The 14744-nt window shown below is 64.8% G+C and carries 14 protein-coding genes and 1 other RNA gene; 6 read left to right on the top strand and 9 right to left on the bottom strand.

Going from position 1 to position 14744, the window contains the following annotated elements; translation table 11 throughout:
* Positions 1-64 precede the first annotated feature (64 nt).
* The 8 genes from GN330_RS08005 to GN330_RS07970 form a co-directional block, all read right to left on the bottom strand.
* Positions 65-1558 (bottom strand): DegQ family serine endoprotease, encoded by a 1494-nt coding sequence (locus GN330_RS08005; RefSeq protein WP_156712173.1) that lies wholly within the window; start codon positions 1556-1558, stop codon positions 65-67.
* Positions 1559-1679: 121 nt separating this feature from the next.
* Positions 1680-1865, bottom strand: coding sequence for a DUF2065 domain-containing protein (locus GN330_RS23755; protein ID WP_343040431.1), 186 nt, complete (start codon positions 1863-1865; stop codon positions 1680-1682).
* A gap of 1 nt (position 1866) precedes the next feature.
* A complete protein-coding gene (gene hflC, locus GN330_RS23750; protein WP_156712172.1) occupies positions 1867-2826 on the bottom strand; it encodes a protease modulator HflC in 960 nt (319 codons plus the stop codon).
* Positions 2826-3908, bottom strand: coding sequence for an FtsH protease activity modulator HflK (gene hflK, locus GN330_RS07990; protein ID WP_156712171.1), 1083 nt, complete (start codon positions 3906-3908; stop codon positions 2826-2828). The genes hflC and hflK overlap by 1 nt, the downstream gene beginning before the upstream one ends.
* 259 nt (positions 3909-4167) lie before the next feature.
* On the bottom strand, positions 4168-4857 hold the full coding sequence (locus GN330_RS07985) for a dihydrofolate reductase (protein WP_156712170.1): 690 nt from the start codon (positions 4855-4857) through the stop codon (positions 4168-4170).
* A 182-nt stretch (positions 4858-5039) separates the two neighbouring features.
* Positions 5040-5834, bottom strand: coding sequence for a thymidylate synthase (locus GN330_RS07980; protein ID WP_156712169.1), 795 nt, complete (start codon positions 5832-5834; stop codon positions 5040-5042).
* A gap of 120 nt (positions 5835-5954) precedes the next feature.
* The gene (locus tag GN330_RS07975) at positions 5955-6410 is read right to left on the bottom strand and encodes a YHS domain-containing (seleno)protein (protein WP_156712168.1); all 456 of its coding nucleotides are present in this window, start codon (positions 6408-6410) and stop codon (positions 5955-5957) included.
* A 119-nt stretch (positions 6411-6529) separates the two neighbouring features.
* Complete coding sequence (locus GN330_RS07970) at positions 6530-7120, bottom strand: TetR/AcrR family transcriptional regulator (protein WP_156712167.1); 591 nt, start codon at positions 7118-7120, stop codon at positions 6530-6532.
* 89 nt (positions 7121-7209) lie between these two features.
* Between GN330_RS07970 and GN330_RS07965 the strand changes: the two genes are divergently transcribed.
* The 6 genes from GN330_RS07965 to GN330_RS07940 all read left to right on the top strand — a co-directional run bounded on the left by GN330_RS07965 (position 7210) and on the right by GN330_RS07940 (position 10228).
* Positions 7210-8001 (top strand): crotonase/enoyl-CoA hydratase family protein, encoded by a 792-nt coding sequence (locus tag GN330_RS07965; RefSeq protein ID WP_156712166.1) that lies wholly within the window; start codon positions 7210-7212, stop codon positions 7999-8001.
* 21 nt (positions 8002-8022) lie between these two features.
* Positions 8023-8377: a transfer-messenger RNA gene (gene ssrA, locus GN330_RS07960) on the top strand.
* A 131-nt stretch (positions 8378-8508) separates the two neighbouring features.
* A complete protein-coding gene (locus GN330_RS07955; RefSeq protein WP_156712165.1) occupies positions 8509-9063 on the top strand; it encodes an AAA family ATPase in 555 nt (184 codons plus the stop codon).
* Between the two features lie 129 nt (positions 9064-9192).
* The gene (locus tag GN330_RS07950; RefSeq protein WP_156712164.1) at positions 9193-9753 is read left to right on the top strand and encodes an SspB family protein; all 561 of its coding nucleotides are present in this window, start codon (positions 9193-9195) and stop codon (positions 9751-9753) included.
* 29 nt (positions 9754-9782) lie between these two features.
* Positions 9783-9980: a DUF4169 family protein gene (locus GN330_RS07945; RefSeq protein WP_156712163.1), complete on the top strand. Its 198-nt coding sequence runs from the start codon at positions 9783-9785 to the stop codon at positions 9978-9980.
* Positions 9977-10228, top strand: coding sequence for a ribbon-helix-helix domain-containing protein (locus tag GN330_RS07940; RefSeq protein WP_343040427.1), 252 nt, complete (start codon positions 9977-9979; stop codon positions 10226-10228). Before GN330_RS07945 ends, GN330_RS07940 begins: the two co-directional genes overlap by 4 nt.
* A gap of 100 nt (positions 10229-10328) precedes the next feature.
* Here GN330_RS07940 and GN330_RS07935 read toward each other — a convergent pair whose 3' ends face one another.
* The gene (locus GN330_RS07935) at positions 10329-14702 is read right to left on the bottom strand and encodes an AsmA family protein (RefSeq protein ID WP_156712162.1); all 4374 of its coding nucleotides are present in this window, start codon (positions 14700-14702) and stop codon (positions 10329-10331) included.
* Positions 14703-14744: the final 42 nt, after the last annotated feature.

Genomic DNA, 14744 nt, shown 5'->3' with positions numbered 1-14744 from the left:
CAGCCCACGCTTGCCCACGGGGTCGTGCGCGGAACGGTTCTCTCGCGCCCCGTCCGCGCCGACGTCAGTTCATCCGCACCGTCACGAAACGCAGCTCGCCGCTCTTGGAGGCCAGCATCAACAGCGCGTTCTTGCGGCCCTGTTCCTTGAGCGCGGTGATGCGGTCCATCACCTGCTGCGGCGTTGACACCGATTCCTGAGCGATTTCGGTGATGACGTCACCGGCCGCGATGCCTTTTTCCATCGCCGCCGAATCCGGCGCGACCTCGGTTACCACCACACCGGACACGTCCTCGGAAATCTCGAAACGCTGCCGCGCCGGGTCGTCGAGCTCGGCGATAGTCATGCCGAGCACCGTCGCCGTTGCGACCGACGCGCCACCATCGCCGCCTTCGCCCCCGGTCTCGGCGGAGGCGAGCTGCTCGCCATCCTCCAGCCGGCCCAGCGTGACCTTGACCGTGCTTTCCTCGCCCTTGCGCACGATGACCACGTCGACCGCCTTGCCGACCGGGCTTTCCGCCACGATGCGCGGCAAGTCGCGCATGTCGATAATATCCTGGCCGTCGAAACGGATAATCACGTCACCAGGCTGGACGGAGCCGTCATCGACCGGACCGTCCTTGACGATGCCGGCCACCAGCGCGCCCTTTGCGGTCGCCATGCCGAGGCTTTCGGCGATGTCGTCGGTCACTGGCTGGATCCGCACGCCGAGCCAGCCACGCCGCGTCTCGCCGAATTCGCGCAACTGGTCGATCACGTTGACGGCGAGTTTGGCCGGGATCGAAAACCCGATACCGATCGAGCCGCCCGACGGCGAGATGATGGCGGTGTTGATGCCGATCACCTGACCGGCCATGTTGAACAGCGGTCCGCCCGAATTGCCGCGGTTGATCGCCGCGTCGGTCTGGATGTAATCGTCGTAGGGACCGGAATTGATGTCGCGATTATTGGCCGACACGATGCCGATCGACACCGAGCCGCCCAACCCGAACGGGTTGCCGATCGCCAGCACCCAGTCGCCGACACGCATCTTTTCCGAATCGCCGAACGACACCGCGGTGAGTTTTTTCTTGGTCGGGTCGACCTTCAGGATCGCCAGATCGGTCTTGGTGTCGCGCCCGATCAGTTCGGCCTTCAGCTTGCTGCCGTCGGAAAAATTGGCCTCGATCTCATCGGCATCGGCGATCACGTGGTTATTGGTGACGATGATGCCCTCTTCGGCATCGATCACGAAGCCGGATCCGAGCGACTGAACTTTGCGCGGGCGGCTGTCGTCGCCGTCCCGGTTACGGAAAAATTCGTCGAAGAAGTCCTGAAACGGCGAGCCTTCCGGCAGTTTCGGCATCGGCACCGCGTCGCGGCCGCCACGCGTGGTCTGCGAGGTCGAGATGTTGACGACCGCCTCGATCAGCCCGTCGGCGAGATCGGCGACCGAGGCCGGCCCCGCATTCTGGGCCAGGGCCTGGGGCATCGACACGGTGGCACCGGCCACCAGAATGGCGGCCGCGGCCGAAACGAGACGTGTGCGCAGCGATGGCCAAACTCGCGTCAAGGACATGCGATCGTTCTCCCGATGGCGGCGCATGACCGCCAACGCGGCCTTCGCACGATTGATTGAGACTTCCCAACAAATGCGGCGCGTTTGCGACATCGCGCGCGCCGCGCGGATAACGCCTGCGTTATCCGCGAACCAGCCACACGATCGCGACCCCGGCCGCGACCGCCGCCAAGCCGCCATAACGCAGCACATGCTCCGGCGTCTCGCGCATTTCGGCCGCGAGCCGCCGGGCAAAACCGGGAAAGCCGCCATAGATCACGCCCTCGATCACGAGGACGAGACCGATGGCGGCAACGAAGTCGCCCACCCTACTCGCCGGGCGGCGTCGCGCCGGTGGTCGTGCCGTCGGCGCGCGGACCGGCAGGAGCGTCCCCACGGGGCGCGGGAGCCCGGCCTTCGGGCGAACCGAAATAACGGAAGAACTCCGAATTCGGAGAAAGCACCATGGAGGTGCCTTCACTGTCCAGGGCCTGCGTATAGGCGGCCATGGAGCGGTAGAACTCGAAGAATTCCGTATCGCGCTCGAAGGCATCGGCGAAGATCGCGTTGCGCTCGGCCTCGCCCTCACCGCGCAGGATCTCCGATTCCCGGCGCGCCTCGGCGACGATCTCCACGACCTCGCGGTCCGCGCGGGCGCGGATGCGCTGGGCCGCCTCGCGACCACGAGCGCGCAGACGCTCGGCCTCGGCCAGACGCTCGGCTTTCATGCGGTCATAGGTTTGTTGCGAAACCTCCTGGGTGAGGTCGGTCCGGCGAATACGCACGTCCGAGATCTCGAGCCCGAGCGAATTGGCGTCCGGCCGCAACTGGTCGCGCACTTCGCGCATCATCGACGACCGCTCCTCCGAAAGGGCGGCCTCGAAGCCGCGCAGGCCGTAGACCCGACGCAACGCGGCGTCGAGACGCGTACGCAGCCGTTGCTCGGCCAGCGTCACGCTGCCCGATACCGTCTGGCGGAAGGTGCGCGGATCGGAAATGCGGTAGGCAACGAAGGCGTCCACTTCGTAAAACTTGCCGCCCGACACCTGTACGCGGATGTCGTCGAGGTCGAACCGCAGCAGGCGGTCCTCGATCAACTGCACATTGTCCGCCTCAAGAAACCCGAAGGGCAGCTTGAAATAGAGACCGGGTTCGGTCTTCACCTCGACGATTTCGCCGAAGCGCAGCACGATCGCCTGCTGACGTTCGTTGACGATGAAAAACGATGAGAATCCGAGGATAACGAGAATCGCGACCACAAACGCGATAATGGGAAGACGGTTCGACATCACTGGTCCCCTCCAGCGCGCTTCTGCAGTTCGGGCAGCGGCAGATACGGCACCACGCCCGGGCCATTGCCCTGTTCGACGATCACCTTGTTGGATCCTTTCAGGACTTGTTCCATCGTTTCCAGAAACAGGCGCTTGCGGGTCACGTCCGGCGCCTTGGCATATTCGTCGTAGACGGAGATGAAGCGTTGGGCTTCACCGCGCGCCTCCTGCACGACACGGTTCTTGTAGGCGGCCGCTTCCTCGCGAACTTGGGCCGCCTCGCCGCGGGCCTGGCCGAGCTTCTGGTTGGAATACTGATTCGATTCCTCGACGAAGCGGTCCTCGTCCTGCTCGGCGCGCTGCACCTCGTCGAACGCGTCGGCCACCTCGCGCGGCGGGGCGGCATCCTCGATCGAGATCGCGTTCACCGCCAGGCCGGAACCATATTCTTCCAGCGTCGTCTGGATGATGCTGCGCACATTATCGGATATGCCCTGGCGATCGTCGCGGAAAATATCCTGGGCCGGGCGCCGGCCGACAACTTCGCGCACCGCGCTTTCGCCGATCTGACGGATCATGTCGTCGGGGTTCTGCACATTGAACAGATAGGCGCGCGGATCGGAGACCTGATAAGCGACGGAAAAGCTGACATCGACGATGTTCTGGTCGCCCGACAGCATCAGGCCCGAGGATGTCGATCCTCTGGCGTCCCCGATATTGAGCAGCTTTTCGGCGGTATTGGCCTTTTCGACCGTTTCGATCGGCCACCAATGGAAATGCAGGCCCGGCTCGGAAATATCGTCCTTCGGCTGGCCGAAACGCAATTCGACGCCAAGTTCGTCGGGCTGGACCGTATAGACCGCCTTGAAAGCCCACAGCCCAAGCAGACCGACCACGATCAGTCCGATGATGGCGGGGCTGAAGCCGCCGCCGCCGGGAAGGGCCTGCTTGAGCCGGTCCTGGCCTCGGCGGATGATGTCCTCCAGGTCGGGTGGGTTGTTCGACGGTCCGCCCGGACCGCGCGGCCCCTGGCCCCAGGGGCCACCGCCATTACCGCCCCCCCAAGGGCCGCCGCCTCCGCTCTGATTACTCCAGGGCATGAAATTCCTTTCATTGTGCGTTCCGCCTCGCGACGGCCTGAGTGCCGGGCGGAATCCATTTGTGGAGAGTTATAGGGATGCGCTACCGCCCTTTCAACGCGGGCATGGACCTTGCGCTGTCATTTGCCGCACATGGTCGCGCTTTCCTTGCATCATAGGGCAAAAAACCGGGCGCGGCCATGCGGGCGGTCAACGCCGCTGGTAAACGGCATAACGGGTGGCGTGGCTGTCCTTCTCGCCCGGCGGGACGTCGGTGAAGCTACAAGTCCTTGAGCAAATCCAGCTGCTCGTCTTCTACCACCACATCGGGTTTCGTTCGCTCCATCATGGCCTCGTAACGTTCCCACGCTTGCCAGATATTTGGGTCAGTTCCGAAGCGTTCAGCCTTGGACAAAAACCGATGGAACGGTTTCCTTCTCACAATACAAGAAATACGAAACGAATAGTCATCTACATCAGAACGTGGAAACTCGCGTTCAAATCGAAACCACCATTCCCTTGAATCAAAATCCATCTCAAATTTGGCATCCCCATTAATAGGACCTGTATTAACATCCGTTAAGTATATCAAATTAATATAATTATGAAATATATTATATATTTCTTCTCCTCCAATTATAAAAAACTCCTTCTTTAGATTTAAGATAGAGAACTGATCTGCAAGCAAAATTGCAGTTTCAGGATTTGGAGCCCATTTGACAAATTTACTTTCTTCTAAAGGTCTCCGAGACAAAACAATGTTGCATCTCCTGGGGAGCGGGCGCCCTATTGATTCAAATGTCTTTCGGCCCATGATGACAGCATGCTCAATGGTCCTCTCCTTAAAATGCCTGAGATCGGTGCCCAAGTGCCATGGTAGCGAATTCTCAATACCAATAATCTTGTCGGGGAAACTCCTCGCTACAAGCGAAGTGGCCGAAGGCATTCTTGTTCTATTTTTGCGAGACAAATGTCGTCCTTAGAAATTCCGGCGCCTTTCGGCACACCCACTCACTGGGGTGAATTTTCTCCACCCCATCGCAGAAAAACGAAAGGCATAAAACGTATTGCACCGATCGTAGCAACCAATCTCCATTCTTGACGAGATCGACACCAAAAGTGGCCCAAATCACAGAGTAGTTAGCAAAAAACTCACACCGCGATCGGCGCCTTGATCGAGGCGTCGGCCTCGTAGCCCTCGAGGCTGAAATCGGCATAGCGGAAGGCGAACAGATCGGCGACATCGGGATTGATGCGCATTGTCGGCAGCGGCTTGGGCGTGCGGGTGAGCTGCAGCCGCGCCTGCATGACATGGTTGTGGTAGAGATGCGCGTCGCCCAGCGTGTGCACGAATTCGCCCGGCCGCAGGCCGGTCACCTGCGCCACCATCATCGTCAGGAGCGCGTAGGAGGCGATGTTGAACGGCACGCCGAGAAAGATGTCGGCCGAGCGCTGGTAGAGCTGGCACGACAGCCGACCCTCGGCGACGTAGAACTGGAACAGGCAGTGGCATGGCGGCAGCGCCATCTCGCCGATCTCGGCCGGGTTCCAGGCCGAGACGATCAGGCGCCGCGACTCCGGATTGGTGCGGATCTGGTCGACGAGTTGCGCGATCTGGTCGATCGAGCCGCCGTCCGGCGTCGGCCAGGACCGCCATTGCGAGCCGTAGACCGGCCCGAGATCGCCGTTCTCGTCGGCCCATTCGTCCCAGATCGTCACGCCGTGCTGGTTGAGATAGGCGATATTGGTGTCGCCGGACAAAAACCACAGCAATTCGTGGATGATCGATTTCAGATGCAGCTTCTTGGTGGTCAGAACCGGAAAGCCGTCATCGAGGTCGAACCGCATCTGGTGGCCGAACACCGAGCGGGTGCCGGTTCCCGTGCGGTCGCCGCGATCGGCGCCCGTGTCGAGCACGTGGGACAAGAGGTCGAGATATTGGCGCATGGTGTTCCGCGGACAGCGATTCTTTTTCGCGCGTCAGTCTAAACGATCCCCTCGGACCGCGCACGCTTCCGTCCGGCCTTTCCCCAACCGGCGAGACACGATGACCGGGAGGTGGACAAGTCAGTCCAGCACGTCCGGCCAATTGGCATTGCCCTTGGCGACATTGCCGGCAATGTCCTGCGACCATTGCGCCCGCACGGGGTCGGAATAGTTGAGATAGAGCCTGCCGCCGACGACCGTCCAGGCTTCCGGCTCGCCCTTGGCGGTATAGCCCTGGCTCACCGCCCAGGCGCAATAACCGCCATATTGCGGCAGATATTTTTCCGGGTCGGCCCGAAAAGCGGCACGGTTGTCCGCGCTGGCGAAACGGTAGCTCACGCCCTCGTGGCTGGCCTCGATCGCCGGGTCGCCCCGGATCGCGGCGTTCTCGCTCTGATAGGCCACGACATCGTAGCCGCCGACGCCAACGCCCGTCACCAGGCCGGTAAACACCTTGTCGGCGGCCAGAGCCGCGCCGGCAATACCAACCGCAGCCGCGGCGCCGACGATCAGCCCCAAAATCGCACGTCGCTTCATCCGTCTCCTCCTCGCCACGACACATCCGCCTTTTTTAGAGTGTCCAGGCTTGCCGCGCCCTACACGACGTCACACAAATGTTTGATCCGCGTGGACGGTCCGGCACCGGCTTGACCGCCTCAGCCGCTGTCGCGCCGCGACAGCGCGGCCTCGACCAGCGTAGAGGCCGCCACGCCGGCTTCTTCCATATAGTCCGGGTCGCGATGCAGCAGCACCACGGCGAACGAACCGTCCAGAAGCAGCACAATCCGCCGCGCCAGCCTGTCCGGCTCCGGCACCCCGTCGTCCGCGAACATTTCCGCGAGCCAGGCTTCGAATTTTTTCTTGTGCGCCGCGCCGATGCGCAGCGCCGGGTGGCCGGGCATGGCCGCCAGTTCCGCCGCCGTGCGCAGAAAGCCGCAACCCTTCCAACCCGGCTTGCGGGCCGACCGGGCGAGCGCGGTGAAAATGCCGCGCACCTTGTCGGCAAGCGAGCCTTCCGTCTCTTCGAACCAGCGCCGGAAAGTGGCCAGGTTGGGCTGGTCGCGCCCTTCCAGATAGGCGGCGATCAGGTCGTCCTTGCTGGCGAAATGATAATAGAGCGTCCGTTTCGTGACCCCGGCCTTGGCGGCGACCGCATCGACGCTGACGGCACGGATACCCTCGCCATAGAAGAGCTTCGTCGCCGCCTGGACGATGCGCTCGCGGGTGGGTTTTGCCGTCGTTGCCATGGCACTATGTATACCGACTAGTGAATATACACAAGCCTTCCCCGGCGCTAACCCTTCTGCCGTCCTTCAACGCACGCAGGAAAAGCACCATGCCAGAACCGGTTCTCATCGACGTCGCCGACGGCATCGCCGTCCTCACCCTCAACCGCCCCGACAAGCTCAATGCGCTGTCCCGCGCGATGATCGACCGCCTGCTGGACCTGCTCGACGACATCGAGAGCGACAGCCGCTGCCGCGCGGTCATCCTGACCGGCGCCGGCACGCGCGCCTTTTCGGCCGGCGCCGACATTCCCGAATTTCGCGAAAGCGTGCGCGCGGGCATCGACTGCGCCGTGCGCGACTTCGTGCGCCGCGGCCAGCGCATGACGGCGCGGATCGAAGCCTATCGCAAGCCGGTGATCGCGGCGGTCAACGGCTTCGCCTTCGGCGGCGGTTGCGAGATCGTGGAAGCCGCCCATCTGACGGTCGCCAGCGAGGACGCGCTGTTTGCCAAGCCCGAAATCCGGCTCGGCATGCCGCCGACATTCGGCGGCACGCAACGCCTCGCCCGGCTGGCGGGCCGCAAGCGCGCACTGGAACTGCTGTTGACCGGCGAGACGTTTTCGCCGCAACGCGCGTTCGAACTCGGGCTGGTCAACCGTGTCGTACCGCACGACGAGCTGATGGCGACAGCGCGCGACCTGGCCGGTCGCATCACGGTCCACACCGCCTCGGCCGCCGCGGCGGTCCTGGCGGCGACCACGCGCGGCCTCAACATGAGCATCGCCGAGGGCCTGCAGACCGAATGCGACCTGTTCGCCGGCCTGGTGCCCACGCACGATCTCTCCGACCGGCTCGACCGCTGGCTGGCGCGCAAGACGAAGCCGGTTCCCACCGCATAGCCCGACAAACCGCGTGCCGGCGGTCTTTTCATTTGCCGTCGGCATGCCTATATTCGTCCCGTCAGCTTGTCTGACTATGGCGATAAACTGCCGATGTAATAAGCCGTTCGGACCCGGGGGCGGTACCCGGCGCCTCCACCATGAACTGCCCGCCTGGCGGTTTTTGATGGGGGCGAAATAGGATCGACGAAGGTGTAAAGATCGGACTTTTGCCCGGCATTGTACCACCGTTATCGGGCTAAACTTGTAGTTGCAAACGACAACTATGCGGAAGCACGTCTCGCTGCGTAATGCGGCTCGACAGCTTCAATTCAAGTCCTAGCGGTTCGCACCTCTAGGCGGGGTTCGGAGGCACCTGGCAACAGAAGCCTCCACTTCTCCTCCCCGGCCGTTTCCTCCTCTCTCCCGACCATTTTTTCGCGGTTGCGATGCGCATTCCCGCGCCTTGCGCGCGTCCGCCCCCCCCTCGCGACCGGTTCCCATCGTCATCCAGCCAAGGAGCATCTCATGTCCTCATGCCAGAGCGAGCGTCTGTACGTCATTTCCGGCGGCCCCGGCTCCGGCAAGACCACGCTTCTCGACGCACTGGCCGAGACCGGCTTCACCGTCATGGACGAGGCCGGGCGCGGCATTATCCGCCAGCAACAGGCGATCGGCTCCGACGCCCTGCCCTGGGGCGACCGCACGCGTTTTGCCGAGTTGATGCTGAGTTGGGAACTGCGTTCGCACGCGCTCGCCCTGCGGAAAAGCGGCGTCGTCTTGTTCGACCGCGGTATCCCCGACGTCGCCGGTTATCTCGATCTGTCGGGGCTTGCCGTACCGGCGGCGGTGGCGCGCGCAGCCACCGATTTTCGCTACAACAAGACCGTCTTCATCGCGCCGCACTGGCCCGGGATCTACGTCAACGACGCCGAGCGCCGCCAATCGCCTGACGAGGCCCGGCGCACTCACGCCGTGATGTGGAAAACCTATGCCGCCTTCGGTTATGAACCTGTCGAACTGCCCAGGGCCGGGCTCGCCGAACGGGTGAGCTTCGTCACCAACAGCCTGCGTGCGGCATGAGAGGCTGCCGGCGACGTTCCGCCCCGCACCCCATATCGACATCGCGTGCGGGAATATCGCACTCGCCGGTTCCATCTTGGTGCAAACCACACTAAATCTAACCGGACTCACTCGATGGACCCCGACTGCATGACGGACGACCAGATTCGCTACGACATCCTTGCCCAGGAAGCCTTGCGCGGCGTGATGCGCAAGGTTTTGAGCGAGGTTGCCAAGACGGGCCTTCCGGGCAACCACCATTTTTTCATCACCTTCCTCACCGGCGCGCCCGGCGTGCGGGTCTCCAGCCGGCTGCGCGAACGTTATCCCGAGCAGATGACGATCGTGATGCAATATCAGTTCTGGGACCTGAAGGTTACCGACAGCGGCTTCGAGATCGGTCTGTCGTTTTCCGATGTGCCCGAAAAACTCGAAGTCCCGTTTTCGGCCGTGCGCGGCTTCTACGACCCCTCGGTCAATTTCGAACTCGAATTCGACGTCAAGGCCGAGGAACCGGCCGAGGAGAAGCAAAAGCCGGCGGCGGAAGAAAAGAAGGCTGCCGCTCCCGCCAAGGCGGTCGGCGCGAAAAAGCCCGGCGGCGAGCGCGCCAAGAAGAAGAAGGACGATGTCCAGCCCGAGGACCCCGCGGAGGCGGAGGCCGAGACCAAGGGCGCCCAGGTTGTCTCCCTCGATGCGTTCCGAAAGAAATAGCCGGGCCGGCTCTCCGGTCGCGAGCCCCGATGGCTGAGATCGTCAATCTGCGCCTGGCACGCAAGCGTGCCGACCGGGCCGAGCGCGAAAAGCGCGCGGACGAAAACCGCGCTCGCCACGGTCGCACCAAGATGCAAAAACAGACCGAAGCCCGGGTCGAAAAAACCGCCCGCATGGCGCTCGACGGCCACCGCCGCGACAAGCCGCAAGGCGAGGAAAAGCCGTGACCGGCGTGGGAAAGCGCTCCGTCACCATCCGTGGCCACCGCACCAGCTATTCGGTCGAGCAGGCTTTTTACGACGAACTGCGAAAATTTGCGGCACAACGCCAGTGCGCCCTGGCCGCCCTTGTCGCCGAGATAGACGAACAGCGCCCGCGCGACACGAATTTGTCGTCAGCGCTGCGTCTTTACGTCCTCGATCGGTTGCGTGAGCGCGACGCCGAACGCCGCCAGCCCCCTGAAACAGGGACTTGAAAACCGGGCGCCGGTCTGCGGCGAAGCCGTGACGGGAAGAGGAACATGATGGCGTTTCGACGACACGCGATCATGACATGGCGGTCGCCGCCTCGTTCCCTCAGCGTTCGGATGAATGTGACTTCAGAAATTCCTCGATGTCCATGGCATCGAAATCGAGCTCCGTGGCGGAGCCCGGCCGTGCTCGTTGCGGGCGGGCGGGCGGCGGCAAGGCTTCGCGGATAATCGTGTCGGCCGATGCGGCCCGGCCCGTCTCACGGACCGCGTCCCGGGCCCGCTTGCGCGCGGCCTCTTCCGCCCGAAGCCGTGCCTTCTCCTCCGCCCGCCGCCTTGCCTCGTCGTCTGCACGGATACGCGCGGCGTCCTCCTCGGCCTGGCGTTTGGCTTCTTCCTCCGCTTTCAGCCGCGCCGCCTCCTCGCCCTGGCGCTTGGCTTCTTCCTCCGCCTTCAACCGCGCCTCTTCCGCGGCCTGGCGCTTGGCGTCTTCCTCCGCTTTCAGCCGCGCCGCCTCCTCGGCCTGGCGCTTGGCTTCTTCTTCCGCCTTCAGCCGCGCAGCCTCCTCGGCCTGGCGCTTGGCGTCTTCCTCCGCTTTCAGCCGCGCCGCCTCCTCGGCCTGGCGCTTGGCTTCTTCTTCCGCCTTCAGCCGCGCCGCCTCCTCGGCCTGGCGCTTGGCTTCTTCCTCCGCCTTCAACCGCGCCTCTTCCGCGGCCTGGCGCTTGGCTTCTTCCTCCGCCTTCAACCGCGCCGCTTCCGCGGCCTGGCGCTTGGCTTCTTCCTCCGCCTTCAGCCGCGCCGCCTCCTCGGCCTGGCGCTTGGCGTCTTCCTCCGCTTTCAGCCGCGCCGCCTCCTCGGCATGGCGCTTGGCTTCTTCCTCCGCCTTCAGCCGCGCAGCCTCCTCGGCCTGGCGCTTGGCTTCTTCTTCCGCTTTCAGCCGCGCCGCCTCCTCGGCCTGGCGTTTGGCTTCTTCCTCCGCCTTCAACCGCGCCTCTTCCGCGGCCTGGCGGACACGACGCACCTCGGTAAGCTGCGTATAATAGCGCACCTCCCGCCGCAGCCGTTGCTTTTCAAGCAGTTCGGCCTGCATTTTTTCCACCCGCGCCTGTTCGCGCTCGAGCGCGCGCTGGGTCAGGAATTGCGCCAGGGGCTCGGTATCGAAACTGCGCACCGCATTGCCGATCGGCCCGTTGACCGCAAATCCGACGACCGGTTCGGACCCGACCACCGCCTCGTCGCCGGCCTCGTAGCGGAGTTGGCCGTCCATCGACACCACACCCGAATTGAGATCGGCCCGCGCCTCCGTCTCCAGGCGCGCCGCCCCGGCCTCCAGGAACAGTGGCGGCGTACGGATCACGCCTCCGGCGATGGTGAACGGGGCGACGAAATCGCCGATGCCAAGCGCGCCGTCCGCCACCAGCGCGGGCGCGAAGCCTGCCGTCTGTTCCGCCGTGATATCGCGGCCGATCTCGTCCGCCCGCGCCAGAATCGGTTCCAGCGCGATTGCACTCAGGCCGGGCACGCTGAGATCGACCAGCCGCGCCGTGCCCGATCCCGTCAGCGCCGCGATCAGCCCGCCGACGGTGCGCCCGCTTGCCGTTGCCGTCGCGCTCAGATCGGCCGTGCCGCCAAAACCCGGCGCGCGCAGCAGCGCCGCCGTGTCGGCGCCCTTGATCGCAAGCTGGCCGGAAAACAGGCCCGTCCCCTGATTGTTCTTCAGATCAGCCAGCCCTTCCAGCGAACCGCCGACAAAACCGGCCTTGAGATCGGTGAGCCGCAGCCCATCGCGATCCAGCGCCAGATTGAAGGTTGCGCTCTCCGCACTCAGCCAATCGCCGACGCCGAGCGTGTCGACCTTGAGGTCCAGCCGCCCGGTGAACGGCAATGTCGCGACCTGGACGAACGGAGCATCCGGCCAACCCTCGCCGTCATATTCGATCGCCCCCTCGCCGAGCATCACGCCGGCAACCAGCGCGAGATCGAACCCGCCGAGCGCGAGCGTGCCGCCGAGATCGGGTAATCCGTCCTTCACCCGCGCCTCCAGCGTTCCCGACACCGTATTTCCCGCGATATTCCCGACAAAATCCGCAAGCGTGAGCACGCCGCCATCCAGCGCCACGGTGCCTTTCAGATCGGCGGGAAGCCCAAGCCCCATGCCGGGTAGGGTCATGCCCGACGTCATCAGCCAGGGTTCCAGATCGTCGCCCGAAAGCCCGAGCCCGCCTTTGGCCGACAACGTCGTGCCGGTCACCGTCGCGTTGCCGGAAAAGCGAGCCTGCGCCTGCGGCGACAGAAGCGCGAACCGGACCGCCGCGCCTTGTGCCAGCGTGCCGTCCACCGCCAGTTGCGCCGAGCCTTCCCCGGTCAGGCCGAGATCGAAGGCCGGCAGGCCGGCAAAGGCCAGCAACTCGGCCGTATTCGTGGTCTCGGCCTCCAGCGACAGCGCCAGCGGCGCGCCGAAAAGGTCGCCGTCGAAAGCCTCCGACGACAGCGACAGGCTGATATCGCTGTCGCCGATATGGCCCTGCGCGCCCAGCGACGCCTGGCCCGGCCCCGCGCCGGCGCGCTCCAGGCTGGCCACCAGGTCGATCTGCGCGTCGTCCATCAGCCCCTGATAGGCATCGGCCCGGCCGGCAAGCGCGGCCGCCAGGGCGTTTTGCGGAAAGCGCGCCGCCACCAGCCGCGCGAACGGGGCCAGATCGCCCGCCAGGATGGAGGCGTCGACGGAGCCGCTCGGACGGCCGTCTATCTCGCGAAGCTTTGCCGTGGCGCTGATATTGGCGCCCGCGAAGCCCGTCACCGCCAGCCGGTCGATGTCGAGCTGGTTGCCGCGCAGCCTGAAGGCGGTATCGACCGTGTCGGCCGCCAGGCCCGACAGCCGCACCGGCCCCGCCTTCAGGCTGAAATCGATGTCGTGCCCGCCGAAATGGGTCACGCCGGCATCGCTGACGAACAGCGAGGCGAACGCCGCCATGCCGTCCACGTCCAGCGCCTCGCCTTCCAGCGCGGCGATCATCGCCGGCCGCACCGCGTCGCGCACCTGGCGATCCAGCGAACCGCGGAACCGCGCCGTGCCGAGAATCAATTCGAGATTGTTGAAAAGCTGCCGCTCGGCGCCCAGTTCGACATCGGCGGCGAAACCGGCGGCCGGCAGGCGCCGGATCGCCTCGTCGACGTCGCGCGCGAGCCAAGCCGCGAAGCCCGACGGCTGGCCGACCGCCAACAAAAGCCGGCCATCGAAGCGCATCGCCCGGCCGGCCGAAATCAGCCCGTTCGCCTCCAGCCGGGTGCGGCCGGGCAGCGTCGCCCGCAGCGTGTTGACCGTCCAGCCGCCCTCGCCCGGTTCGGCCGAGAACGACACGTCGCGAATGGTCGTATCGCCGGCCACGATCGCCGGCAGGTCGATGTCGACGGTTCCCGCGATGCCCGGCCGCGGCAGATCGAGCACGGCCTCGTTGAGCGCATCCAGGCGATCCTGCAGCGCCAGACCGGTTATGTCGCCGTCCTCGCTCTCTCCGCCGTCGAGGCGCACCTGCGCGCCGGTCGCCTGGATCAGGAAACGCGGCGTGACGCCGAAGTCGAGCAGCGCCGTGCCGTCGGCGGTGTAGGGATCGTCGAGCGTACCGGTCTCGAGCCGGAACTGCGAAACGTCGAGCCGGTTGTTGTCAACCGAGAACGCGCCCGCGAAACGATAACCGGCCGGCGCCTCGGCCTGCTGCGCTGCCTCGTCTTCGACCGCGCGCTTGCCAGCATCGAGCTTGAAGCGTCCTTCATAACTCGCCGCCCCGCCATTCATCCGCGCTCTGCCGTCAGTCTCGAGCGCGAAGGCGTAGCCGGCCGGTCGGACCCGCACGCGCAGCCGCAACGTGCCGTCGCCCTCGACCGTGCCGGTAGACAGATTGACCGACGCCGCCTGCCCGTCGAGCCGCATCGAGCCATCGAGCCGCCACGGCCCGGCAAGCGTGCGCGCGGCGATCTCGGCATTGATCTCGCTCACAATATGCTCGCGACCGCTGAGCGCGTGCCGCACCCGCACCGTTCCTTCCGCGACAGTGATCTTTTCAAGCGATATCTGGGACGGGTCGAAAAGACCGCCCGGCCGCACCGCCCAGTCGACGGTGCCGCCCTCGGCCACCGTGATGGTCGCCGACGGCCGTTCCAGCCGCATGTCGAAGATCAATATCTCGCCGCGCAGGAACGGCGACAATTCCGCGTCCATCGAAAAGCTCGCGACCGTCATCTGCGGCTCGCCGGGCGTCGCCCCGGCCACCCTGACATCGGTGAACCGCACCGACGGAAACGGCAAAAGCCGCGCCGTGGCGGTGCCCTCCACCGTCACCGCGCGGCCGAGTATCCGGCTCGCCTCGCGTTCGAAATCAGCGCGATAGCTGGTCCAGTCGACAAAATACGGCCCCACCAGCGCCGCGGTGAGCGCCAGGACGATCAATCCGCCGATGAATACGAACAGACGGGCCAGCAAACTGCTCCTGAGTCGCGAATAACCGACACCTTATCCTAATCG

Origin of the sequence: Nitratireductor arenosus, from assembly GCF_009742725.1 — a bacterium.
GTDB classification, from domain to species: Bacteria; Pseudomonadota; Alphaproteobacteria; order Rhizobiales; family Rhizobiaceae; genus Mangrovimarina; species Mangrovimarina arenosa.
Note: the sequence above shows the minus strand (reverse complement) of the source record. Positions and strands in the feature narration are given on the sequence as shown.